19 protein-coding genes and 1 pseudogene are annotated in these 22,796 nt (G+C 72.6%); 8 read left to right on the top strand and 12 right to left on the bottom strand.

Annotated features, from left to right (window positions below):
* Positions 1-62 precede the first annotated feature (62 nt).
* Positions 63-503 (top strand): PPOX class F420-dependent oxidoreductase, encoded by a 441-nt coding sequence (locus ACWGKT_RS32590; RefSeq protein ID WP_235452042.1) that lies wholly within the window; start codon positions 63-65, stop codon positions 501-503.
* Here ACWGKT_RS32590 and ACWGKT_RS32595 read toward each other — a convergent pair.
* The gene (locus ACWGKT_RS32595; RefSeq protein WP_453276488.1) at positions 500-1,384 is read right to left on the bottom strand and encodes an NAD(P)-dependent oxidoreductase; all 885 of its coding nucleotides are present in this window, start codon (positions 1,382-1,384) and stop codon (positions 500-502) included. The two genes, ACWGKT_RS32590 and ACWGKT_RS32595, sit on opposite strands and share 4 nt — an antisense overlap.
* 113 nt (positions 1,385-1,497) lie before the next feature.
* On the opposite strand from ACWGKT_RS32595, the gene ACWGKT_RS32600 reads away from it, so the two are divergent.
* Both ACWGKT_RS32600 and ACWGKT_RS32605 read left to right on the top strand, forming a co-directional pair.
* The gene (locus ACWGKT_RS32600; protein WP_453276489.1) at positions 1,498-2,094 is read left to right on the top strand and encodes a TetR/AcrR family transcriptional regulator; all 597 of its coding nucleotides are present in this window, start codon (positions 1,498-1,500) and stop codon (positions 2,092-2,094) included.
* A gap of 64 nt (positions 2,095-2,158) precedes the next feature.
* The gene (locus tag ACWGKT_RS32605) at positions 2,159-2,500 is read left to right on the top strand and encodes a VOC family protein (RefSeq protein WP_235452045.1); all 342 of its coding nucleotides are present in this window, start codon (positions 2,159-2,161) and stop codon (positions 2,498-2,500) included.
* Here ACWGKT_RS32605 and ACWGKT_RS32610 read toward each other — a convergent pair.
* The 3 genes from ACWGKT_RS32610 to ACWGKT_RS32620 form a co-directional block, all read right to left on the bottom strand.
* On the bottom strand, positions 2,466-3,614 hold the full coding sequence (locus tag ACWGKT_RS32610) for a glycosyltransferase (RefSeq protein ID WP_453276490.1): 1,149 nt from the start codon (positions 3,612-3,614) through the stop codon (positions 2,466-2,468). The genes ACWGKT_RS32605 and ACWGKT_RS32610 overlap by 35 nt on opposite strands.
* A gap of 99 nt (positions 3,615-3,713) precedes the next feature.
* The gene (locus ACWGKT_RS32615; RefSeq protein WP_453276491.1) at positions 3,714-5,006 is read right to left on the bottom strand and encodes a nucleotide sugar dehydrogenase; all 1,293 of its coding nucleotides are present in this window, start codon (positions 5,004-5,006) and stop codon (positions 3,714-3,716) included.
* A gap of 82 nt (positions 5,007-5,088) precedes the next feature.
* Positions 5,089-6,543 (bottom strand): glycosyltransferase family 4 protein, encoded by a 1,455-nt coding sequence (locus ACWGKT_RS32620; protein WP_453276492.1) that lies wholly within the window; start codon positions 6,541-6,543, stop codon positions 5,089-5,091.
* Positions 6,544-6,677: 134 nt separating this feature from the next.
* Between ACWGKT_RS32620 and wecB the strand changes: the two genes are divergently transcribed.
* The 4 genes from wecB to ACWGKT_RS32640 are packed head-to-tail and all read left to right on the top strand — an operon-like array spanning position 6,678 to position 12,454.
* Complete coding sequence (gene wecB, locus ACWGKT_RS32625; RefSeq protein WP_356154667.1) at positions 6,678-7,766, top strand: non-hydrolyzing UDP-N-acetylglucosamine 2-epimerase; 1,089 nt, start codon at positions 6,678-6,680, stop codon at positions 7,764-7,766.
* The gene (locus tag ACWGKT_RS32630; RefSeq protein WP_235452050.1) at positions 7,759-8,430 is read left to right on the top strand and encodes a class I SAM-dependent methyltransferase; all 672 of its coding nucleotides are present in this window, start codon (positions 7,759-7,761) and stop codon (positions 8,428-8,430) included. The genes wecB and ACWGKT_RS32630 overlap by 8 nt, the downstream gene beginning before the upstream one ends.
* The gene (locus ACWGKT_RS32635) at positions 8,430-10,238 is read left to right on the top strand and encodes a hypothetical protein (protein WP_453276493.1); all 1,809 of its coding nucleotides are present in this window, start codon (positions 8,430-8,432) and stop codon (positions 10,236-10,238) included. Before ACWGKT_RS32630 ends, ACWGKT_RS32635 begins: the two co-directional genes overlap by 1 nt.
* Positions 10,235-12,454, top strand: a complete 2,220-nt coding sequence (locus ACWGKT_RS32640) for a glycosyltransferase (RefSeq protein ID WP_453276494.1) — start codon at positions 10,235-10,237, stop codon at positions 12,452-12,454. The genes ACWGKT_RS32635 and ACWGKT_RS32640 overlap by 4 nt, the downstream gene beginning before the upstream one ends.
* Here the strand turns inward: ACWGKT_RS32640 and ACWGKT_RS32645 are convergent.
* The 8 genes and pseudogenes from ACWGKT_RS32645 to tkt form a co-directional block, all read right to left on the bottom strand.
* Complete coding sequence (locus ACWGKT_RS32645; RefSeq protein WP_356154657.1) at positions 12,424-13,089, bottom strand: TetR/AcrR family transcriptional regulator; 666 nt, start codon at positions 13,087-13,089, stop codon at positions 12,424-12,426. The genes ACWGKT_RS32640 and ACWGKT_RS32645 overlap by 31 nt on opposite strands.
* Before the next feature lie 634 nt (positions 13,090-13,723).
* Positions 13,724-14,317, bottom strand: a complete 594-nt coding sequence (locus ACWGKT_RS32650) for a histidine phosphatase family protein (protein WP_453276495.1) — start codon at positions 14,315-14,317, stop codon at positions 13,724-13,726.
* A 4-nt stretch (positions 14,318-14,321) separates the two neighbouring features.
* The gene (gnd, locus tag ACWGKT_RS32655; RefSeq protein WP_356159824.1) at positions 14,322-15,200 is read right to left on the bottom strand and encodes a phosphogluconate dehydrogenase (NAD(+)-dependent, decarboxylating); all 879 of its coding nucleotides are present in this window, start codon (positions 15,198-15,200) and stop codon (positions 14,322-14,324) included.
* A 7-nt stretch (positions 15,201-15,207) separates the two neighbouring features.
* Entirely contained in the window at positions 15,208-16,857 is a 1,650-nt protein-coding gene (gene pgi / locus ACWGKT_RS32660) for a glucose-6-phosphate isomerase (protein WP_453276532.1), read from the bottom strand.
* A gap of 13 nt (positions 16,858-16,870) precedes the next feature.
* Complete coding sequence (opcA, locus tag ACWGKT_RS32665; protein ID WP_453276496.1) at positions 16,871-17,797, bottom strand: glucose-6-phosphate dehydrogenase assembly protein OpcA; 927 nt, start codon at positions 17,795-17,797, stop codon at positions 16,871-16,873.
* The gene (zwf, locus tag ACWGKT_RS32670) at positions 17,794-19,380 is read right to left on the bottom strand and encodes a glucose-6-phosphate dehydrogenase (RefSeq protein ID WP_356147340.1); all 1,587 of its coding nucleotides are present in this window, start codon (positions 19,378-19,380) and stop codon (positions 17,794-17,796) included. Before zwf ends, opcA begins: the two co-directional genes overlap by 4 nt.
* 116 nt (positions 19,381-19,496) lie before the next feature.
* Positions 19,497-19,652 (bottom strand): annotated as a pseudogene (locus tag ACWGKT_RS32675) (transaldolase); the annotation flags it as partial.
* Positions 19,653-19,671: 19 nt separating this feature from the next.
* A complete protein-coding gene (tkt, locus tag ACWGKT_RS32680) occupies positions 19,672-21,753 on the bottom strand; it encodes a transketolase (RefSeq protein WP_453276497.1) in 2,082 nt (693 codons plus the stop codon).
* Between the two features lie 138 nt (positions 21,754-21,891).
* Between tkt and ACWGKT_RS32685 the strand changes: the two genes are divergently transcribed.
* On the top strand, positions 21,892-22,791 hold the full coding sequence (locus ACWGKT_RS32685) for a helix-turn-helix domain-containing protein (protein ID WP_453276498.1): 900 nt from the start codon (positions 21,892-21,894) through the stop codon (positions 22,789-22,791).
* The last annotated feature ends 5 nt before the right edge of the window (positions 22,792-22,796 follow it).

Below are 22,796 nucleotides of genomic sequence, written 5' to 3' on the forward strand. Positions count from 1 at the left end.
CGCCGTCTGCGAGTCGGACCCGCTCGGGAATGCGCGGCCCGCCCGGTCCCGTTGATCCAGACATGACTCAGGACGCGACACAGGACGCACTGCTGAAGCTGCTCTCCGAGCACCACGGCGGGGTGCTGGTCACCCTCAAGCGCGACGGCCGCCCCCAGCTGTCGAACGTGAGCCACGCCTACTACCCGGGCGAGCGCGTCATCCGGATCTCCCTCACCGACGACCGCGCCAAGACCCGCAACCTGCGCCGCGACCCCCGGGCGTCGTACCACGTCACCACCACCGACCGGTGGGCGTACACGGTCGCCGAGGGCACGGCGGAGCTGTCACCGGTCGCCGGCGACCCGCACGACGACACCGTCGAGGAACTCGTCCGCCTCTACCGCGACGCGGCCGGCGAGCACCCCGACTGGGACGAGTACCGGGCCGCGATGGTCCGCGACCGCCGCCTGGTCCTGCGGCTGCGGGTGGAACGGGCGTACGGCATCCCCAAGGGCGACTAGCCGGCCGTCCCCTCGGCGGTGCGGGCCTCGATCGCGTGCAGGACCGCCACCATGTCCTCGCCGCCATGCCCTTGGGTCACGGTCTCCTCGAAGAGCGCGTGGCAGGTGTCGAGGAGCGGTGAGGCGAGACCCGCCGCGCGGGCGGCCTCGGCGATCAGCCGGTTGTTCTTGAGGACGTCCAGTGCCGCCGCCTGCACCGCGAAGTCGCGGGTGTGCAGCTTGGGCGCCTTCATCCGGGAGACCCCGCTGGCCATCGGGCCCGCGTCCAGCACGTCCAGGAACTGACGCGGGTCCAGGCCCTGCCGCTCGGCGAAGTGGAACGCCTCGGTGAGTCCGGTGACCAGGGTGATCAGGAAGAGGTTCACCGACAGCTTCATCAGCAGGGCGCGGGGCGCCGGACCGCACACGAACGTCTCCCGGCACAGCGGCGCGAGCAGCGGTCGTACGACCGTCACCGCCGCCTCGTCCCCGGCCAGCATCGCCACCAACTGCCCCCGCTCCGCCGGGATCCGCGACCCGGAGACGGGCGCCTCGACATAACTCCCGCCCGCGGCACGGACGTCGGCCTCCAGGGCGTGGGAGTAGCCGGGCGAGGTCGTGCCCATCGGGACGACCACGCGTCCGGCGACCCGCGCCGCGAACTCCGGGGTGTCACGGGCCAGTACGGCGTCGGTCGCGGCCTCGTCGGCCATCATCAGCAGCACCACGTCCGCCCGCGCGAACACCTCGCCGGGGTCGCTCGCCACCGCCGCGCCGGCCGCGCGCGGCGGCTGCGCGCGAGCCGGGGTGCGGTTCCAGACCATGAGCGGGGTGCCGGCCCGCGCGAGCCGCAGGGCCATGGGCCCGCCCATCACTCCGAGACCGATGAAACCGACGCGCACGGGGGACCGCCCTCCGGCCGGGGACCGATTATGACAGCGGTCATAGTAGCGGGTGTTATGACGTCGGTCATAGAGTGGGCGCGGATCCACGCACGGCACGCCGGGAGGTCGGGATGGCACAGGCCCAGCGGGGGCCGCGCGAGCGGATGGTCTTCAGCGCGGCCCAGCTCATCCGGCGCGACGGGGTCACCGCGACGGGCATGCGCGAGGTCGCCGCCCACGCCGGGGCCCCGCGCGGATCGCTCCAGCACTATTTCCCGGGCGGCAAGGTACAGCTGGTCAACGAGGCCGTGGGCTGGGCGGGCCGGTACGCGGGCAGGCGGATCGCGCGGTTCCTGGCCGCTCTGGACGAGCCGTCGCCGAGCGGGCTGTTCGCGGCGATGGCGCGGCAGTGGACCGACGAGTACGAGACGTCCGGCTTCGACTCCGGCTGCCCGGTCGCCGCGGCCACCGTGGACTGCGCCGCCACGGGGGCCGCGACACGGCAGGCGGCGGCCGCCGCGTTCGCGACCTGGCGCGAGCCGCTCGCCGAGGCCCTGACGGACATGGGGGTGCCCGCCGCACGGGCCGCGTCGCTCGCCACGCTGATGATCAGCACCCTGGAGGGCGCGATCCTGATGGCCCGCGCCGAACGGGACGTACGCCCCCTGACGACCGTCGTCCGCGAACTCGGGCCGCTCCTCGATGCCGCCGTGGACCCGTCCGCGTGAGGCCCGGCGGCACCGGCCGGAGCCGGTGCTTGTCCCCGGCCCCGCACCGCACTAGCCTCCGCGCGTGATCAATGGGGCACATGTGGTGCTGTACAGCGGTGACGCGGAGGCGGACCGGGCGTTCCTGCGGGACGTACTGGGGTGGACGCACGTCGACGCCGGGCACGGGTGGCTGATCTTCAAGGCGCCGCCCACCGAGGTGGCCTGCCACCCGGCGGACGGCGAGCCGTCGCACGAACTGATGCTGATGTGCGACGACCTCGACGCGACCACCGCCGAACTCCGGGACAAGGGCGTGGAGTTCACCCGGCCGGTGGAGGAGGCGCGGTGGGGCCGGGTGACCGGCTTCCGGCTGCCGGGCGGCGGTGAGCTCAGCCTGTACGAGCCCCGTCACCCGCTACCGTGACCCCGGCCGACTCCTCCTTGACCCACCCTTCCAGCAGGTCCACGAACTCCACCGAACGGTCCTGCCAGTCGAAGGCGCTCAGGGCGGCCTCGCGGCCGAGTCGGGCGGTGCGCAGCCGCAGCTCGGTGTCGGCGGCCAGCCGCCGTACCGCCTCCGCCGCCGCCCGCGGGTCCTCGTAGGGCACCACGAGACCGCAGTCGTACCGCTCCACCAGTTCCGCCGCCAGCGGGTTCGGCGTGGTGACCACGGGGACGCCGTGGGCCATGTACTCGACGACCTTGGTGGGCCGTGAGTGGCGGTAGTTGGGCTGGTCGTGGAGCAGGGACAGCCCGGCGAGTGCGCCCGAAAGCCGGTGCAGGGCACGGTCGTTGGGCAGGAAGCCGTGCCAGCGCAGCACGCCGTCCCGGTCGGCCCTGGCGAGGATGTGCCGGACGTCGGGGTCGGCCGCGCCGATCACCTCGACGCGGACGTCCGGCGCCAGCAGCCGTGCCGTGGCGATCAGGTCGAGCGCACCGCGCGCCCGGGACAGATGACCCAGGTAGACGACCCGGTCGGTCCCCGGCGGGGCGGGCGGGTCGGCCGGTGCGGTGGCGAAGTTGGGGACGACGGGGTGGACGCGACGGAAACGGGCCTGGTAGGCGTCCTCGGCGAGCAGCAGCCGCAGATGCCGCTCCGCGAGCCGTTCCGCCGCCCGCACCGCCGAGCGCAGCGGCGGCCGCAGCGCCTTGGGCAGCCAGGCCTTCATGGTGAGCGCGGCGGCGGTGTCCTCGTGGACGTCCCAGACGGTCACGGGTGCCGCGCCGGCGCGCCGCCAACGGCGCAGGGTGCCGGGGAGCGTCAGCAGCAGCTCCGGATCGTGCAGCAGCACCACGTCCACCTCGGTGCCGCGTTCGGCCAGCAGGGCGCGGGCCGAGCGCAGGGCCGCGCGCCGGTCGCGGCCGGTCGCGCGGGGGAGGTCCACGCCCTCCAGATACGGGCGGGGGACCACCTCGCGGGCCGAGAACGGGGCCGCGTACACCACTTGGTGGCCCCGTTCCCGCAGCGCGGCGATCTCCCGGTGCAGGATGCGCGCGTCCTCGGGATGGTGGACGACGGTGACGACGAGTATCCGCATCAGAGCACCTTTCAACTCCGCGCGAGACAACCGCGATGGGCGACGGGGGCGGCCGACCGGAGGCCGGCCGCCTGGAGCATGGCCGACTGGGGGAGCGGGCTACAGGACCTCGACCCCGGGCCGGAAGATCCGTCCCCGGGTGTCGAACAGCAGCCGCGCCGCGTCGGCCAGGGCGGGCAGGTCGTAGGCGGAGTGGTCCTGGAGCAGGATGGTCAGTTCGTGCTCGCGCACCGCCGTCATCAGGTCGGGGACGCGGGGCACGTTGACCCCGTCGACCGACCACAGCGGTACGTGCGGATCGTGGAAGGAGATGTCCGCCTGCCGCTCCCGCAGCAGCCGCGCCACCGGCACGGCCGGGCTCTCGCGCTGGTCGGCGACGTCCGGTTTGTAGGTGACGCCGAGCAGCAGCACCCGCGAGCCGTGCAGCGGACGTTCGGCCGTGTTCAGGAGGTCCTGGGCGCGGCGCACCACGTACTCGGGCATCCGCCGGTTGATCTCCTGGGCCAGCTCGACGAACCGGAACTCGTAACCCAGTGACGAACGCACCTTGTACGAGAGGTAGTTGGGGTCGATGGGAATGCAGTGCCCGCCCACCCCGGGGCTCGGCCGGAAGGCCTGGAAGCCGAAGGGCTTGGTGCTCGCGCAGCGGATCGCGTCCCACACGTCGACGTGGAGTTCGCGGCTGATGATGGCCAGCTCGTTGACCAGCGCGATGTTCACGTGCCGGTAGGTGTTCTCCAGGAGCTTGGCCATCTCGGCCTCGCGGGTGCCCTTCGCCTGGACGACCGTGTCGATGAACTTGCCGTAGAAGGCCACCGCGCGCACCGCGCACGACGGGGTGCAGCCGCCGACCACCTTGGGGGTCTCGCGCAGCCCGTGCTGGGTGTTGCCGGGATCGATCCGTTCGGGTGAGAAGGCGAGCGCGAAGTCCTCGCCGACCCGCAGCCCGGACTCCTCCAGCAGCGGCCGGACGATCTCCTCGGTGGTGCCGGGGTAGGTGGTCGATTCCAGCACCACCAGGTGCCCCCGGCGCAGCCGGCCCGCCACCGCGCGGGTGGCCGAGGTCACCGCGCCCAGATCGGGCCCGCCGTCCTCGCCCAGCGGGGTCGGCACGCAGATCACCACGGTCTGCGCCCGGGCCAGACAGGCGTCGTCGGTATGGGCGGTGAAGCCGGCCTCCCGCATCCGGCGGACGTCGTCGTCGCTGACGTCGTCGACGTGGGAGTGTCCGGCGTTGAGACCCGCGACCACGCGCGGATCCCGGTCCAGGCCCACGACTCTCAGACCGACCGACACGGCTTCCCGTGCCAGCGGCAGTCCGACGTAGCCGAGCCCGATCACCGCGAGTTCGACACCGTCGGTCGGTTTCTCATCCCCGAGCTCTGCACTCATGTCCCCGAGTGGTTCGGCCTGTTCGACCTGCATAGGGATTCACCCGGCCTTCACGGCTGGATTGGGTTGTGTGCACGGGACCTCAGAGGCATCCCAGAGCTCGATACGCCTCACGGGTCGTCTGTGCGACCCGGTCCCAGGTGCGTTCCCGCGCGACCAGCGCGCGAGCGGCGGCTCCGCATTCGAGTCGCCGCTTTTGACTGTAAAGCAATATTTCGATGGCATCTGCCCAGGCAAGTGGTGATCCGGGAAGAATTAGCTGCCCGTTAACCCCCGATTCGACGAGTTCTCGCATCGCGGTGAGATCACTTGCGGCCACGGGGAGACCGCTCGCCATCGCTTCGACGGGCTTGAGAGGGGTCACCAGACGGCAGACGCGCTCGTCGGTGCGCGGCACCGCGAACACATCCAACACGGCGTGGAAATACCGCACTTGGGAGTGTGGGACGCGGCCGGTGAACAGGGCGACGCGGTCGTCCAGCAGGCCGAGCCGGGCGGCCTGCCGCTCCAGCGCCGCGCGCTCCGGTCCCTCGCCGACGATCAGCAACCGCAGCGGGATTTTTCGCCGGCGCAGCTCGGCACCCGCATGGAGCAATGTGCCGATGCCCTCGTGCGGGGTGAGGCTGCTGACCGTGCCGACGACGAACTCGTCCGGGGCGATGCCCAACCGGGCCCGCACCGGTGCCCCGTCCGGCGGCGGCGCAAGGAACATCTCGTCCACGGCGTTGGGCACGATCAGGACCCGCTCCTCGGGCACCCCGCGGCCCACGATCTCGGCCTTCATCGCCGCGCCCAGCGTCAGCACCAGGTCGGCCTCGCGCATGCAGTGCGTCTCCAGGGCGCGTCGCGTCCGGTAGACGGAGTCCCGCGGACCGCGCCCCGGCCGCTGGGTCAGCCAGGTCTCCTCCAAAAAGCCCCGCACCTCGTACACCACCGGCAGCCGGTAGGACTCCCGCAGGGCCAGGGCCACCCGGCCGTTGCCGTGGTCGGTCGCCGCGTGCAGCACGGCCGGCCGCAGCCGCTCCACCAGCCGGCCCGCCAACTCGGCGTTGCGGTTCAGCAGCGGGCCCTGTCCGTAGGGCAGCCAGGCCGGCAGCAGCCGGTGCTGCGGCACCTCGCCCACCGTCTGCAGCGCACTGGCGTCCAGCACCCCCTGCGCCACCGGGAACCCGATCCGCGTCACGACGTGCGGATCCAGCCCGGCCGTCCGCTGCGCCTCGGCGAGCTTCTGCGTGCGCACGGTGTAGCCGGCGTGCTTGAACGGCAGCGAATTGGTCACCACATGGAGCACCCGGCCGGGGACCGGCCGGACCGGCCGTCCGGCGGGGGCCGTCACCCGAACGGCGGACGGAGTGGCCACCGGTCCGGCCGGCCGGGCCCGGCCGGACAGCCACCGCTCGACGGGCCGCGCCCGGCGCCGCACCGGTGCCGGCAGCAGCCGCACACCGAGCAGCGCGGCCCGGGCGGGGTCGTGGCGCAACTCGCCCCAGGCCACCGAAGCGGCCAGACTGACAGCGCGGGGGATACGACGGGACATGCCGCCACGGTAGGCCGACGGAGCGCGCGACGCGGTGCCGAACGCCCGGCGGCACCCCGAAGGGCCGAGCACGAACGGGCTCTGCACATCCGCTCGGGCGCCCCGGAGGCGGGGCGCTCATGGGAGGCAACGACATGAACGGCCGCGTACTCCATGTGGTCGGCACCCGGCCCAACTTCGTGAAGGCCGCGCCGGTCGTCGCCGCGCTCGGGGTGGCCGGCTGCGACCAGGTCCTCGTCCACACCGGCCAGCACTACGACGCCCGGATGTCGGACGTGTTCTTCCGTCAGCTGGGCCTGCCCGAGCCGGACACCGACCTCGGCGTCGGCTCCGGCAGCCACGCCCGGCAGACCGCCGACCTGCTGGTGGCGCTGGAGGCCGAGCTGACCGCCCGCGCCCCGGCCCTCGTCGTCGTGTACGGCGACGTCAACTCCACGCTGGCCGCGGCCCTGGTCGCCGCCAAGCTGGGCGTCCCGGTCGCGCACGTGGAGGCGGGCCTGCGCAGCTTCGACATGACGATGCCGGAGGAGGTCAACCGGCGTCTGGTCGACCAGCTGGCCGAGCTGCTGTTCGTCACCAGCCCCGAGGCCGTCGGCCATCTCGCCCGCGAGGGCGCCGACCTGGACCGGGTGCACTTCGTCGGCAACCCGATGATCGACACCCTGCTCACCCATCTGGACCTGTTCGACCCGGCCGCCGCGCGGGCCGCCTACGGGCTGCCCGACCGCTACGGCGTGGTCACCCTGCACCGCCCCGCCAACGTCGACGACCCCGAGGCCGCCCACGCCGCCGCCCGCGCGCTGACCGAGGCGGCCCGCCATCTCGACCTCGCCGTCCCGCTCCATCCGCGCGGGCAGGCGGCGCTGCGCGCGGCCGGCCTGGACGGCGCGCCCGGCGTCCACCTGCTCGAACCGCTCGGCTACGTCGAGTTCATGAGCCTGGTGCGGGGCGCGGCCGCCGTGATCACCGACTCGGGCGGGGTGCAGGAGGAGACCACCGTGCTCGGTGTGCCCTGCCTGACCCTGCGCACCACGACCGAACGCCCCGTCACCGTCACCCACGGCACCAACCGCCTCGTGACGCACGCGGAACTCGTGCCCGCCCTGCGCAAGGCGCTCGACGGCGGGGCGGCGGCGTCGGCCGAGGGGCCGCCGCTGTGGGACGGCAGGGCGGGCACCCGGATCGCCCGCGTGGTCACCCAGTGGCTGGAGCACCATGACTGACCGCACCGACATCCCCCTGGACCTCGGCACGGACCCGGATCCCCCCGAGGACACGTACTGGGACATCCGCCACCGCGAGCAGGACGACCTGGCCTCCGGCGGTCACATCAGCCTGGACCGCGCGGGCAACGAGCTCTTCTACGGCCTGCGGCTCGGCGCCCTGCTCACCCTCATCGGCGACCTCAACAGCACGATCGCCCCGCTGTTCGTGCTCGACGCGGGCTGCGGCAAGGGCCACTTCGCCCGGGCCCTCGCCCGCTGCGGCCACCGCGTCGACGCCTTCGACGCGAGCCGGGAGGCGATCGAGCGGGCCCGCGCCGCGGCCGGCGGCCCGCGCTACACCGAGGCCCGGCTCGACACCTGGCGCAGCCCCTGGCCGTACGACGTCGTGCTCTGCGTCGACGTCCTCTTCCACGTCCTCGACGACGCGGAGTGGGCGGCGGGCCTGCGTAACCTGGCCTCCCTGGTCCGGGTCACCGGCCGGCTGATCGTCACCGACGAGGACGTCCGCGTGCCCCGACCGCGGGGCGACTACATCGTGCACCGGCCCACCGCCGCCTACCGCGCCGAACTCGAACCCCTCGGGCTGCGGCACACCGAGTTCCGGCCGTACGGCTTCCGGGAGAACGAAGTCGGCTTCCACGTCTTCACGAGGACCCGCTGATGCGCCTGACCGATCTGCTCCACCCGCACCTGGACGGCGTCACCACGGTCGTCGACGCCACCGGCCACGGCCTGCGCCTGGACTCCTACCTCCACCTCCCCGACGGCGTCGCCCTGCGCGAGGACGCCGAACGGCCGGTCGGCGAGGGCGAACTGGTGCTCCTGTCGTACGGCCCCGACCCCACCCTGCACGGCACCGAGGACGACTGCCTCGCCGTACTCGAACGCCTGCGGCCCGGCGCGCGCGGCCTGCTGCTCCTCGGACACCCCGAGCCGCCCTACCACCGGCTGCTGGACGCCCTGGTGACCCACGGCTGCCAGGTACTGCGCGCCGCCCCGCTCGACTACACGCACCTGCACGCGGGCGCCGTGTTCGCCCGCACCGGCGGGGACGAACTCCTGCCCCCGCACGACTGGTTCGGCCGCGTGGTGCCCTCGGACGGCTTCGCCACCGCCCTCAGGATCGCCGACGAGTACGTGTTCGCCGACCTCGTCTCGCGTTCCCTGCGCGCCCGGGTGCTCGACCTGGAGCGCCGTGCCGAGGAGGCCGAGCGCGCCCGGGACGCGGCCCGCGCGGACGGGCTCGCCGACCGGCTGGCCGCCGCCGTCCGCGAGCGGGAGCAGCTGGCCTCCGCCCTGCGCGGTGCCCGGGAGCGGGTCGACGTGCTGAAGGCACGCGTCGCCATGTTGGAGGGCTCGACCTCGCTGCGGGTCGGGCGGGCGCTGGTCTCGGCCGCCCGGTCGCCGCGCCGCGGAGCGGCGCGCCTGCCACGGGAGTTGTACGGGATGTGGCGCGGGCGGACCCTGATGAAGGCCGCGCCGACGGCCCGCCCGGCGGCCGACAACGCCGCGCCCGTGACCGCCGACGACCGCCTCCACCTCGTCCACCGCGCGTTCTCCTGCGCGCCCCGCGACCGGCTGGTGATCGCCGGCGTACTCACCGACGCCACCGCCGAGGACTTCGCGGCGGACGCCGTCGTCAACCGCCTGCTGCCGCACGACGGCGGCGTGCTCGTACGGCGGACCGACCCGGACGCCGTGGTGGTGCAGCTGAGCGCCTGCACGGGAACGGGGCCCTGGTCGCTCGCGGGCAGCGGCCTCGCCCCCGACCTGGACCGCCGCATGGCCGAACTCCTCACCGAGGCACGGGCCCTGGGCCGGGCCACCGTCCTGTGGCGGGACGCCCCGCCGACCACCGCCCCCGGCCTCGCCCAGTTCACCTGGGACGCCGTCCTCGACACGGACACCGGCGTCCGGCTCTCCCGGCTCGACCCGGCCGCACAAGGCAAGGAACGGCTCCGAGAGGTCTTCCAGTGGGACAGCACCCGGGTCCGGCTCGCCGAGCTGGCCCGGCTGGTCGGCGCCCCCGACCCGCTGGACGAACGCCGGGTCGCCGTGCTGGCCGCCCCGCGCGACCGCACCGACCGGGCCCGGCTCGTCGCGCAGGTCCTCGGCCAGGACCACCGGCCCGCCGAAGTGCTCGTACCGGACCCGGCGGGCCTGGAGGAACTCGACGCCGCCGGGGTCACCGTGCGCACCGGAGCACCCACCGTCGCCTGGGTCGCCGACTGGAGCGACCCCGACGAGGACCGCCCGGACACCCTGCTGCTGGACCTGATGTGCGCCCAGGAGTACTCGGGCGCCGACGCGCTGGGGCACGCGCCGGGCGGCGAGGACTTCACCTTCGTACCGGCCCTGCGGCGTCCGCTGCTGGTGCGCCGGTCCCTGCACCGGGCCGGTGCGCCACCCGAGGCGTGGTGCGGCCAGGGGTACCGACTGTTCGCCGTGCGCGGGAAGGAGCCGTCATGAGCCGTGTGGTGCGCGCCCTGGTCTACGGCGACGTGGACCTCAACCTCATCGACGGCTCCGCCGTCTGGGCCCAGTCGACGGTGCAGGCGCTGTCGCTGGCCGGGTGCACGACCCGGCTGGTGCTCAAGGCCCCCGTCCGCACCGGGCGGCTGATCGATCCGCTGGCCGGGCTGCCCGGCGTGACGGTGGTACGGCCGCACGAGGAACGGCTGGTCGACGGGCAACGTGGCCAGACCCTCTCTCCGGTGCAGGCCTCGCAACTGCTGGCCCGGCTGGACCGGGAGGAGCCCTGCGACCTGCTCGTGCTGCGCGGCCGCAGACTGGTCTCCCGGGTCGTCGCCGACGGCCACTTCCACGGACGGATCTGGGCCTACCTCACCGACATCCCGCAGTCCGCCGCCGCCATGACCGAGGAGGCCCGCGCGGAACTCGTCCGGATCGCCGCCGCCTCCCGGCAACTCCTGTGCCAGACCGAGGAACTGCGCGGCCACCTGGAGGCGTGGGTGCCGCAGGCCTGCGGCCGCAGCGTGCTCTGCCCGCCCGCCGTACCCGAGCCCGGCTTCCCGACGCCGGAGCGCACCCGGCCGCACGACCCCCTGCGGCTGGTGTACACCGGCAAGTTCGCACCGCTGTGGAACACCCTGCCCATGACCCGGCTGCCGGCCCTGCTGGCCGAACGGGGCGTGCACGCCGAACTCCACACCGTCGGCGACAAGATCCACGACGACTCCGCCCACCCCGGCTTCCGCGAGGCGATGTACCGGGCCCTGCACGGCGACACCCCCGGCGTCCGGCACCACGGCGGACAGTCCCGCGAGGAGGCCATGCGTATCGCCGCCGAGTGCGACGTCGGTCTCGGCTGGCGCGACAGTCTCCTCGACGCCAGCCTCGAACTGTCCACCAAGGTCCTGGAGTTCGGTGCGCTCGGCCTGCCCGTCGTGCTCAACCGCACCCCCGCCCACGAGACGCTGCTCGGCTCCGACTACCCGCTGTTCGTCCCGGGCCGCGCCGAACTCGCCGACGCCGCCGAGGCGGTGGCCCGCGCCGCCCGCGAACCCGAGGCCCGGCGCTTGGCGGCCGACCGCTGCCGGGAGGCCGCCGGCCGGTACACGCTCCGGGCCGCCGCGACCCGCTGGCGCGCCCACCTCGACCACGCCTTCCCGGCGGCGCCGCCCGCCGTGACCGCCCGGACGCGCCCGCTGCGGGTCGGCGTCGCGGGCCACGACCTGAAGTTCCTCACCCGGCTCCTGGACCACTTCCGCGCCCTGCCCGGACTCGACGTGCGCGTCGACGCCTGGCCCGCGCTCGCCCGGCACGACCCGGCCGCGAGCCGTGCGCTCGCCGACTGGGCCGACGTGGTGGTCGTCGAGTGGTGCGGTCCGGCCGCCGTCTGGTACAGCCGCCACAAGCGGCGCGGCAGCCGGCTCGTGATCCGGCTGCACCGCTTCGAGCTGGACGCCGAGTGGCCCCGGCAGGTCGAGATCGACGCCGTCGACCGGGTGGTGTGCGTCAGCCCGTACTACGCCCGCCGCACCCTGGAGCACACCGGCTGGCCCAAGTCCAAGGTCGTGGTCGTCCCGAACTGGGTGGACACCGACCAGCTCGACCGGCCCAAGGCGCCCGGCGCCCGCTTCCGGCTCGGCATGATCGGCATCGCGCCCAGCCGCAAACGCCTCGACCTGGGCCTCGACGTCCTGCAGCGGCTGCGGGCCCGCGACCCGCGCTGGCACCTCTCGGTCAAGTCCAAGCCGCCGTGGGAGTACTGGTGGATCTGGAACAAGCCCGAGGAGCGCAGGCACTACGACGCGATCCTGCGCCGTATGCAGACGTCCCCGCTGCTCGAAGGGGCCGTCGTCTTCGACGACTTCGGCGCCGACGTGCCAGCCTGGCTGCGCCGGATCGGGCACGTCCTGTCCACCAGCGACGACGAGAGCTTCCACCTCGCCCCGGCCGAGGGCATGGCCTCGGGCGCCGTACCGGCACTGCTGCCCTGGCCGGGGGCGGACGAGATCTACGACCGCCGCTGGATCCACGACGACCCGGAGGCGATGGCGGAGGCGATCCACGGCCTCGGCGAACCGGAGCCCTGGCGGGCCGCCTCGGAGCTGGCCCGCGACCAGGTACGGGAGTCCTACTCCCTGGACAGGGTGGCGGCGGCCTGGACCGACCTGCTGGTGAGCGGCGCTCAGCCCGCCGCGCGCTCCGCCGTGAGGTAGGCGATCACCATGTCGCCCAGCATGGCGCGGTCGTGCTCGCGCTGCGCGGGCACGACCGGGGTCCGGGCGAACAGCGCGCCGAAGGTGTGCCGGCCGGCGATCCGGAAGTAGCAGAACGAGCTGATCATCGCGTGCAGGTCGACGGCGTCCACCTCGGCCGTGAACCGGCCCGACGCCCGGCCCGAGGCTAGGGCGTTCCGCAGCGCGTCGAGGGCGGGCGAGCCGATCGTCCCGAGCTTCGCGGCGGCGGCGAGGTGGCCGGCCGCGTGGGCGCTGCCGATGCCCACCAGCCGGAGGAAGTCCGGGTGCCGCTCGTGGTGGTCGAAGGTGAGCTCGGCCAGCCGGCGCACGGCCGCGACCGGGTCCAGGTGCGCGACGTCCAGGTCCCGCTCGGCGTGGTGGATCGCGCGGTACGCCCGCTCCAGTACGGCCGTGTACAGCTGCTCCTTGCCGCCGAAGTAGTAGTAGATCATCCGCTTCGTGGTACGGGTACGGGCGGCGATCTCGTCGACGCGGGCACCGTCGTATCCGGACCGGGCGAACTCCTGGGTCGCCACGTCGAGGATCTCGGCCCGGGTACGGGCCCCGTCACGGCTCCGCCCGTTCGGTCGTGCCGGTCGGTCGACGGTGGTCATCGGTTTCCTTCGGGCCTGGAGCGCACCCTGCGCCGGAGCGGGAGACTACCCCGCCGGGGGCCCGATGGCGACGGTTCCCGCTGGGGGTGTGCGGGGGTCGTTGTTGCCGGTGTGGGGTGGTTCGGGGCTGGTGGCGTGTGGGGGTGGTTGTTGGTGTGGGGTGGTCCGGGGCTGGTGGTGTGTGGGGGTCGTTGCCGTTGGTGCGCGGCGGCTCAGGGCTGCCGGTGTGCGACGGCCGTCCGCCGCTGGTGTACGGCGACCCCTGCTGCCGGTGTGCGATGGCTTGCGGCTGGCGGTGTGCGGCGACCCCCGCCGGTGTACGACAGCCCGCGGCTGCTGGTGTGCAGCGACCCCCACTCCGGGTTTGCGAAGGCTGCCCGCTGTCGGTGCGCGATGGCTTGCGGCTGGCGGTGTGCGGCGACCCCCGCCGGTGTACGACAGCTAGCCCGCAGCTGCTGGTGTGCAGCGACCCCCACTGCCGGTATGCGAAGGCTGCCCGCTGTCGGTGTGCGACGGCCCCCGGCTGCCGGCTACGGCGACCCCCACTACCCGTGTGCGACAGCCCCGGCCGCCGGTATGCCGCGGCCGCCCGTCGCTGGTGTGCGGTGGGCGGCCGGGGCTTTCGTGTGGGGCGTCAGGGGCTGGTGTTCCACTGTGCGATCACGGGTCGTCCGTGTTCCGTCGACAGGCGGCTGAGTGTGCCCGTCGCCAGCTGGAACAGGCTGCCGTCGGCGGGGGCCAGGCCCAGGCGGCGGGCGGCCAGCACTCGTAGGAAGTGGGCGTGGGCCACGAGGATCACGTCGCCGGGGCCGGTGGTCAGGGCGGCGTCCACGCGGGCCAGCACCCGGTCGGCCCGCTCGCCCACCACGGCCGGTGACTCGCCGGGATGCCCCTCGGGGCCCGGCGGCACGCCGTCCAGCCACAGGTTCCAGCCGGGCCGGGTGCGGTGGATGTCGACGGTGGTGGCGCCCTCGTAGCCGCCGTAGTCCCACTCGTGCAGGTCGGGCTCGGGTTCGGCCCCGGTGATGCCGGCCAGCTCGGCGGTGCGTATCGCGCGGTCCAGGGGGCTGGTGAGCGCGAGGGCGAAGGTCCGGCCGGACAGGAGCGGAGCGAGGGATTTGGCCTGTTCCTCGCCGTCGTGGGTGAGGGGCAGGTCGGTCCAGCTGGTGTGCCGGCCCGACACGCTCCACTCCGTCTCGCCGTGGCGGACCAGCAGGAGGTCGCCCATGGCGTTACTCCTTCGACTCGACGGCGTGGCCGCCGAACTGGTTGCGCAGGGCCGCGATCATCTTCATCTGCGGGGAGTCGTCCTGCCGGGAGGCGAACCGCGCGAAGAGGGAGGAGGTGATCGCCGGGAGCGGCACCGCGTGGTCGATGGCCGCCTCGACGGTCCAGCGGCCCTCGCCGGAGTCCTCGGCGAACCCGCGCAGCTTGTTCAGGTGCTCGTCCTCGTCGAGGGCGTTGACCGCGAGGTCGAGCAGCCAGGAGCGGATGACCGTGCCCTGCTGCCAGGAGCGGTACACCTCGCGGACGTTCTCCACCGACCGGACCTTCTCCAGGAGCTCCCAGCCCTCGGCGTAGGCCTGCATCATGGCGTACTCGATGCCGTTGTGGACCATCTTGGAGAAGTGCCCGGCGCCGACCTTGCCCGCGTGGACGAAGCCGTACGGGCCCTCCGGCTTGAGCGCCTCGAAGATCGGCTGGAGCCGGTCGACGTGCTGCTTGTCGCCGCCGACCATCAGCGCGTAGCCGTTCTCCAGGCCCCACACGCCGCCGGAGACGCCCGCGTCGACGAAGCCGATGCCCTTGATGCCGAGTTCGGCGGCGTGCTTCTCGTCGTCCGTCCAGCGGGAGTTGCCGCCGTCGACGACCGTGTCCCCGTCGTCCAGCAGGTCCTTGAGTTCGTCGATGACGGACTGGGTGGCGTGCCCGGCCGGGACCATCACCCAGACCGTGCGCGGGGCGTCCAGCTTCCCGACCAGTTCGGCGAGGTCCTTGACGTCCGAGACATCGGGATTGCGGTCGTAACCGACGACGGTGTGGCCCGCGCGGCGGATCCGCTCGCGCATGTTGCCGCCCATCTTGCCGAGACCGACGAGTCCGAGCTGCATGATCAGTTCACTTCCTAAGCGTGCGGTAGGCGGCGACGAGATTGCTGGTGGACGGGTCGAGACCGGGCACGTCCGCGCCCTCGGTGAGGGCGGGCTCCACGCGCTTGGCGAGGACCTTGCCCAGCTCCACGCCCCACTGGTCGAAGGAGTCGATGTTCCAGACGGCGCCCTGCACGAACACCTTGTGCTCGTACAGCGCGATCAGCTGACCGAGAACCGACGGGGTCAGCTCGCGGGCCAGGACGGTCGTCGTGGGGTGGTTGCCCCGGAAGGTGCGGTGCGGGACCTGTTCCTCGGCCACACCCTCGGCGCGCACCTCGTCGGCGGTCTTGCCGAAGGCGAGCGCCTGGGTCTGGGCGAAGAAGTTGGCCATCAACAGGTCGTGCTGGGCCCGGAGTTCCCCGCTCAGCTCGGCCACCGGCCGGGCGAAGCCGATGAAGTCCGCCGGGATCAGCTTCGTCCCCTGGTGGATGAGCTGGTAGTAGGCGTGCTGCCCGTTGGTGCCGGGCGTGCCCCACACCACGGGACCGGTCTGCCACTCCACCGGATCGCCCTCCCGGTCCACCGACTTGCCGTTGGACTCCATGTCCAGCTGCTGCAAGTAGGCGGTGAACTTGGACAGATAGTGGGAGTACGGCAGCACCGCGTGCGACTGGGCGTCGAAGAAGTCGATGTACCAGATGCCCAACAGGCCGAGGATCAGCGGGGCGTTGGACTCCGCCGGGGCGTTCAGGAAGTGCTCGTCGACGAGCCGGAAGCCGTCGAGCATCTCCCGGAACCGGTCCGGGCCGATCGCGATCATCAGGGACAGGCCGATCGCCGAGTCGTAGGAGTACCGGCCGCCGACCCAGTCCCAGAACTCGAACATGTTGGCCGTGTCGATACCGAAGTCCGCCACCTTCTCGGCGTTCGTCGACAGGGCCACGAAGTGCTGGGCCACCGCCTTCTCGTCGCCGTCCAGGCCGGCCAGCAGCCAGGACCGCGCCGAGGTGGCGTTGGTGATCGTCTCGATGGTGGTGAAGGTCTTGGACGCGACGACGAACAGCGTCTCCGCCGGGTCCAGGTCCCGCACCGCCTCGTGCAGGTCGGCGCCGTCCACGTTCGACACGAAACGGAACGTCAACTCCCGTGCCGTGTAGGGGCGCAGCGCCTCGTACGCCATCGCCGGGCCGAGGTCGGAGCCGCCGATGCCGATGTTGACGACGTTCCTGATGCGCCGGCCGGTGTGACCGGTCCACTCGCCCGAGCGGACCCGGCGAGCGAAGTCGGCCATCTTGTCCAGGACGGCGTGCACGGCCGGGACGATGTTCTCGCGGTTCTCACCGTCGACCTCCACCACCGCCTCGCGCGGCGCGCGCAGCGCGGTGTGCAGCACGGCCCGCCGCTCGGTGAGGTTGATCCTCTCGCCGCGGAACATGGCGTCGCGCAGGCCGAACACGTCGGTGGCGGCGCCCAGTTCCCGCAGCAGGGCCAGGGTCTCGTCGGTGATCAGGTGCTTGCTGTAGTCGATCAGCAGGTCGCCGACCCGGACGACATAGCGGTCGGCGCGCCCCGGGTCCGCGGCGAACAGCTCCCGCAGCGAGGCCTGCCCCCGGGCGCGGTGGTCGGCGAGCGCCGTCCACTCGGGCCGCCGGTTGAGCTTCGGGTGATCCGACAGTGCGTCAGACATGTCAGGCGTTCTCCTTGATGCCGTCGCCGCGCAGGGCGATGGCGTACATCTCGTCGGCGTCGAGGCGGCGCAGTTCCTCGGCGATGAGTTCGGAGGTGGCGCGGACCTTCAGGGCGAGGGTGCGCGGCGGCTGGCCCGGCAGGGTCAGCGTGGCCAGGGGCCCTTCGGGGCGGTCGATGAGGATCTCGCCGTTGTCGGTGCCCAGGCGCACGGCCGTGACGACCGGCCCGGGGGTGACCACCCGCTGGACCGGGACCCGCAGGCGGACCTCCAGCCAGCGCGCGAGGAGTTCGGCGCTCGGGTTCTCGGCCTCGCTCTCCACGGCGGCCGAGATGATCTTCGTGCGGGCCTGGTCCAGGGCGGCGGCGAGCATCGACCGCCACGGGGTCAGCCGGGTCCAGGCGAGGTCGGTGTCGCCGGGCGCGTAGGAGCGGACGCGGGTCTCCAGGGCGTCGAGGGGGTGCTCGACGGCGTACATGTCGGTGATCCGGCGCTGGGCGAGCGCGCCCAGCGGGTCCTTCGCGGGGTTCTCGGGGGCGTCCACCGGCCACCACACGACCACCGGGGCGTCCGGCAGCAGCAGCGGCAGGACGACCGAGTCGGCGTGCTCGGACACCTCGCCGAAGGTCCGCAGGATCACCGTCTCGCCGGTGCCCGCCTCGGAGCCGACGCGGACCTCCGCGTCCAGGCGGGACCGGGTGCGGTCGCGCGGGGTCCGGGCGTGCCGCTTGATGACGACCAGGGTGCGCGAGGGGTGCTCGCGCGAGGCGTCCTCGGCGGCCTTGACCGAGTCGTAGGCGTTCTCCTCGTCCGTGACGATGACCATCGTCAGGACCATGCCCACGGCCGGGGTTCCGATGGCGCGGCGGCCCTGTACCAGCGCCTTGTTGATCTTGCTTGCCGTGGTGTCGGTCAGGTCGATCTTCATGGCCTGCGCCAGCTCCGTCCGTCTCGTGCGAGCATCTCGTCGGCTTCCTCGGGTCCCCAGCTGCCCGACGCGTACTGCGCCGGCCTGCCGTGTGTCGCCCAGTACTCCTCGATCGGGTCGAGGATCTTCCAGGACTCTTCCACTTCCTGGTGACGGGGGAACAGGTTCGCGTCGCCCAGCAGTACGTCCAGGATGAGTCGCTCGTACGCCTCGGGGCTGGACTCCGTGAACGACTCGCCGTAGGCGAAGTCCATCGTCACGTCCCTGATCTCCATCGAGGTGCCCGGCACCTTCGAGCCGAACCGCACGGTCATGCCCTCGTCCGGCTGGACGCGGATGACGATCGCGTTCTGGCCGAGTTCCTCGGTGGCCGTGGAGTCGAAGGGGGAGTGCGGGGCACGCTGGAAGACCACCGCGATCTCGGTGACGCGGCGGCCCAGCCGCTTGCCGGTGCGCAGGTAGAAGGGGACGCCCGCCCAGCGGCGGTTGTCGATCTCCAGCTTGACGGCCGCGTAGGTGTCGGTCTTCGACTGCGGGTCGATGCCGTCCTCCTGCAGGTAGCCGATGACCTTCTCGCCGCCCTGCCAGCCGCCCGCGTACTGTCCGCGCACGGTGTGGCCGCCGAGGTCCTCGGGCAGCCGCACCGACTTGAGCACCTTCAGCTTCTCGGTGAGCAGCGCCTCCGCGTCGAAGGCGATGGGCTCCTCCATGGCGGTGAGCGCCATCAGCTGGAGCAGGTGGTTCTGGATGACGTCACGGGCGGCGCCGATGCCGTCGTAGTAGCCGGCCCGGCCGCCGATGCCGATGTCCTCGGCCATCGTGATCTGCACGTGGTCGACGTAACTGCGGTTCCAGATCGGCTCGTACATCTGGTTGGCGAAGCGGAGCGCCAGTATGTTCTGGACGGTCTCCTTGCCGAGGTAGTGGTCGATGCGGAACACCTGGTCCGGGTCGAACACGTCGTGCACCACGGCGTTCAACTCACGGGCGCTGGCCAGGTCGTGGCCGAACGGCTTCTCGATGACCGCCCGCCGCCAGGAGCCCTCCGGCGCGTTCGCCAGGCCGTGCTTCTTGAGCTGCCGCACGACCTTGGGGAAGAACTTCGGCGGTACGGACAGGTAGAAGGCGAAGTTGCCGCCGGTGCCCCGGGAGGAGTCCAGCTCCTCGACGGCCTCGCGCAGCTGCTTGAACGCGGTGTCGTCGTCGAAGTCGCCGGGGATGAACCGCATGCCCTCGGCGAGCTGCTGCCAGACCTCTTCGCGGAACGGGGTGCGCGCGTGCTCGCGCACGGCGTCGTGCACCTCCTGCGCGAAGTCCTGGTCCTCCCAGTCCCGGCGGGCGAAGCCCACCAGCGAGAAGCCCGGCGGCAACAGACCGCGGTTGGCCAGGTCGTAGACGGCCGGCATCAGCTTCTTGCGGGACAGGTCGCCGGTCACCCCGAAGATGACCAGTCCGGACGGGCCCGCGACGCGCGGCAGTCGACGGTCGCGCGCGTCGCGCAGCGGGTTCGTCCAGGCGGTCCCCGGGATGACGGGCACCCGCACCTCGGCGGGTGCCGACTCCTGGTCGGAAGTGGTGGTCATTACGCTGCTACCCCCTTGCTGTTCAGGGACTTCGTCACGGCGTTCAGCAGGTCCTGCCAGGCCACCTCGAACTTGGCGACGCCCTCGTCCTGAAGCCGCTGGACGACCTCGGCGTAGGAGATGCCGACGACGTTCCTCGTGGCGACGAGTTCGGCGAGGTTGCCGGACTCGATCCGCCCCCGCGACAGGTCGTCGAGCCAGATCGAGACGCCCTCGTCGACGAGGCGTCCCAGCGCTCCCGCGGTCGCGGTTGCTTCGGTCACTTTGATCATCTTCTTTCTGGCGATCGGATCAACCGCGGGCGGCGGCGAGCGATTCCCGGGCCGCGGCGGCGACGTTCTCGGTGGTGAGACCGAACTCGGCGAACAGGGTCCGGGCGTCGGCGGAGGCGCCGAAGTGTTCGAGGGAGACGATGCGTCCCGCGTCACCCACGTAGCGGTACCAGGTCAGGCCGATGCCGGCCTCGACCGCGACCCGCGCCCTGACCGACGGCGGCAGCACCCGCTCGCGGTAGGCCCGCGGCTGCTCCTCGAACCACTCGACGGACGGCATCGACACCACACGGGTGCCGATCCCCTCGGCTTCAAGCAGTTCGCGCGCGTCGACCGCCAGGCGCACCTCGGAACCGGTGGCGACGATGATCACCTCCGGGGTCTCGGTGGCGGACTCGCGCAGCACATAGCCGCCCTTGGCCGCGTCCGGGTTCGGCGCGTACGTCGGCACGCCCTGGCGGGTCAGCGCGAGCCCGTGCGGGGCCGGGTGGGTGGCGTGCCTCTTCAGGATCTCGGCCCAGGCCACCGCGGTCTCGTTGGCGTCCGCCGGGCGGACGACGTTCAGCCCCGGGATGGCGCGCAGCGAGGCCAGGTGCTCGACGGGCTGGTGGGTGGGGCCGTCCTCGCCGAGACCGATGGAGTCGTGCGTCCACACGTAGGTCACCGGCAGCTGCATGAGCGCCGACATCCGTACGGCGTTGCGCATGTAGTCGGAGAAGACCAGGAACGTGCCGCCGTAGACGCGGGTGTTGCCGTGCAGGGCGATGCCGTTCATCTCCGCGGCCATCGAGAACTCGCGGATGCCGAAGTGGATCGTACGGCCGTACGGGTCGGCCTCGGGCAGCGGATTGCCCGTCGGCAGGAAGGACGACGTCGTGTCGATGGTGGTGTTGTTCGAGCCGGCCAGGTCGGCGGAGCCGCCCCAGAGCTCGGGGACGACGGCGCCGAGCGACTGGAGCACCTTGCCGGAGGCGGCGCGCGTGGCGACCGACCTGCCCTCCTCGAAGACCGGCAGGGCGTCCTCCCAGCCCTCGGGCAGCCGGCCGGCCACGATCCGGTCGAACAGCTCGGCCCGCTCCGGCCGGGCGCCGCGCCACTCGTCGAGCCGCTTGTCCCAGGCGGCGTGCGCCTCGGCGCCGCGGTCGAGAGCCTCGCGCGCGTGGGCGAGGACGTCGGCGTCGACCTGGAAGGACCGCCCGGGGTCGAAACCGAGGACGCGCTTGGTGGCGGCGATCTCGTCTTCGCCGAGCGCCGAGCCGTGGGAGGCCTCGGTGTTCCGCGCGTTCGGGGCGGGCCAGGCGATGATCGTGCGCATCGCGATGATCGAGGGGCGTCCGGTCTCGGCCCGCGCCGCCTCCAGAGCCGCGTACAGGGCGTGGACGTCGACGTCACCGTCCTGCGTCGGCTCGATGCGCCGGGTGTGCCAGCCGTAGGCCTCGTACCGCTTCAGCGCGTCCTCGGAGAAGGCCGTGGCGGTGTCGCCCTCGATGGAGATGTGGTTGTCGTCGTAGAGGAGGACGAGGTTGCCGAGCCGCTGGTGGCCGGCGAGGGAGGAGGCCTCGGCGGAGACACCCTCCTCCAGGTCGCCGTCGGAGACGATCGCCCAGACGGTGTGGTCGAAGGGGGAGGTGCCCTCGGGGGCCTCGGGGTCGAACAGGCCGCGTTCGTAGCGGGCGGCCATCGCCATGCCGACGGCGTTCGCGACGCCCTGGCCCAGCGGGCCGGTGGTGGTCTCCACGCCCGCGGTGTGTCCGTACTCGGGGTGACCGGGGGTCTTGGAGCCGTGCGTGCGGAACGCCTTCAGGTCGTCCAGTCCCAGCTCGTACCCGGCGAGGAAGAGCTGGGTGTAGAGGGTCAGCGAGGTGTGGCCGGGGGACAGCACGAAGCGGTCACGGCCGGTCCACTCCGGATCGGCCGGGTCATGGCGCATCACCTTCTGAAAGATCGTGTACGCGGCGGGCGCCAGGCTCATCGCGGTGCCGGGGTGGCCGTTCCCGACCTGCTGGACGGCGTCGGCCGCCAAGAGGCGGGCGGTGTCGACGGCACGCCGGTCGAGGTCGGTCCACTCGAAGCCGTCGGTTGTCTGCGTGCTCTTCTTCAAGAAGTCCTCGATTGAAGCGCGGTATCTGGCGGACGCGTTCAAAACTAAAAGTCTGACTTTTTGGAGGGAAGGTCGGGGTGTGTCAGCCTGTGGTGAAAGTGGGACACCGGCGGTACGGCAGGGCGGCACGAGAAGGACATGACGGACAGAGCACCCCACGGCGAGGGCGACGGGGACGGGATCAGAACCTTCGCCTTCCCGGCCGACCTGAGCGTCTGCGGCGTCGGCATGCAGGTGGGCCCCATGGGCGCCGGCCGCACCTGGCACGTGGACGCGCCTTTGCACCGTGTCCACCGCATCGACTTCCACGTGGTCATGCTGTTCGACGACGGCCCGGTGCGCCACATGGTCGATTTCGCCGACCACGAGGCGACGGCCGGCGACCTGCTGTGGATCCGCCCCGGACAGGTCCACCGTTTCTCGCGGACCAGCGAGTACCGCGGAACCGTGCTCACCATGCAGCCCGGTTTCCTGCCCCGCGCCACCGTGGAGGCCACCGGCCTCTACCGCTACGACCTGCCGCCCCTGCTGCACCCGGACGAGGCCCGGCTCGCCGCGCTGCGCGCGGCCCTCGCCCAGCTGCGACGCGAGTACGAGGACACCACGACCCTCCCGCTCACCCTGCACACCGCCGTACTGCGCCACAGCCTGACGGCGTTTCTGCTGCGGCTGTCCCATCTGGCCGCCAGCTCCGCGGAGGCGGCCCGGCAGCAGGCCGACACGACGTTCACCCTGTTCCGCGACGCCGTGGAGAAGGGGTTCGCCACCAACCACAGCGTCAGCGCCTACGCCGACGCGCTCGGCTACTCCCGCCGCACCCTCGTGCGCGCCGTCCGCACCGCCACCGGCGAGACCCCCAAGGGCTTCATCGACAAACGCGTCGTCCTGGAGGCCAAGCGGCTGCTCGCCCACACCGACATGCCCGTCGGCCGGGTGGGCGCGGCGGTCGGCTTCCCCGACGCGGCGAACTTCTCGAAGTTCTTCCAGCTGCGCACCGGACAGACGCCGGTGACGTTCCGGGCGGAGCTGCGGCAGTGACCTGA

It is taken from the genome of Streptomyces sp. NPDC054794, assembly GCF_053611585.1.

Coding starts and splice junctions, on each gene's coding strand:
- ACWGKT_RS32590 (WP_235452042.1), top strand. CDS start 63: ATGACTCAGGACGCGACACAGGACGCACTGCTGAAGCTGCTCTCCGAG.
- ACWGKT_RS32600 (WP_453276489.1), top strand. CDS start 1,498: ATGGCACAGGCCCAGCGGGGGCCGCGCGAGCGGATGGTCTTCAGCGCG.
- ACWGKT_RS32610 (WP_453276490.1), bottom strand. CDS start 3,614: ATGCGGATACTCGTCGTCACCGTCGTCCACCATCCCGAGGACGCGCGC.
- ACWGKT_RS32615 (WP_453276491.1), bottom strand. CDS start 5,006: ATGAGTGCAGAGCTCGGGGATGAGAAACCGACCGACGGTGTCGAACTC.
- ACWGKT_RS32620 (WP_453276492.1), bottom strand. CDS start 6,543: ATGTCCCGTCGTATCCCCCGCGCTGTCAGTCTGGCCGCTTCGGTGGCC.
- wecB (WP_356154667.1), top strand. CDS start 6,678: ATGAACGGCCGCGTACTCCATGTGGTCGGCACCCGGCCCAACTTCGTG.
- ACWGKT_RS32630 (WP_235452050.1), top strand. CDS start 7,759: ATGACTGACCGCACCGACATCCCCCTGGACCTCGGCACGGACCCGGAT.
- ACWGKT_RS32635 (WP_453276493.1), top strand. CDS start 8,430: ATGCGCCTGACCGATCTGCTCCACCCGCACCTGGACGGCGTCACCACG.
- ACWGKT_RS32640 (WP_453276494.1), top strand. CDS start 10,235: ATGAGCCGTGTGGTGCGCGCCCTGGTCTACGGCGACGTGGACCTCAAC.
- ACWGKT_RS32645 (WP_356154657.1), bottom strand. CDS start 13,089: ATGACCACCGTCGACCGACCGGCACGACCGAACGGGCGGAGCCGTGAC.
- ACWGKT_RS32650 (WP_453276495.1), bottom strand. CDS start 14,317: ATGGGCGACCTCCTGCTGGTCCGCCACGGCGAGACGGAGTGGAGCGTG.
- gnd (WP_356159824.1), bottom strand. CDS start 15,200: ATGCAGCTCGGACTCGTCGGTCTCGGCAAGATGGGCGGCAACATGCGC.
- opcA (WP_453276496.1), bottom strand. CDS start 17,797: ATGAAGATCGACCTGACCGACACCACGGCAAGCAAGATCAACAAGGCG.
- zwf (WP_356147340.1), bottom strand. CDS start 19,380: ATGACCACCACTTCCGACCAGGAGTCGGCACCCGCCGAGGTGCGGGTG.
- ACWGKT_RS32685 (WP_453276498.1), top strand. CDS start 21,892: ATGACGGACAGAGCACCCCACGGCGAGGGCGACGGGGACGGGATCAGA.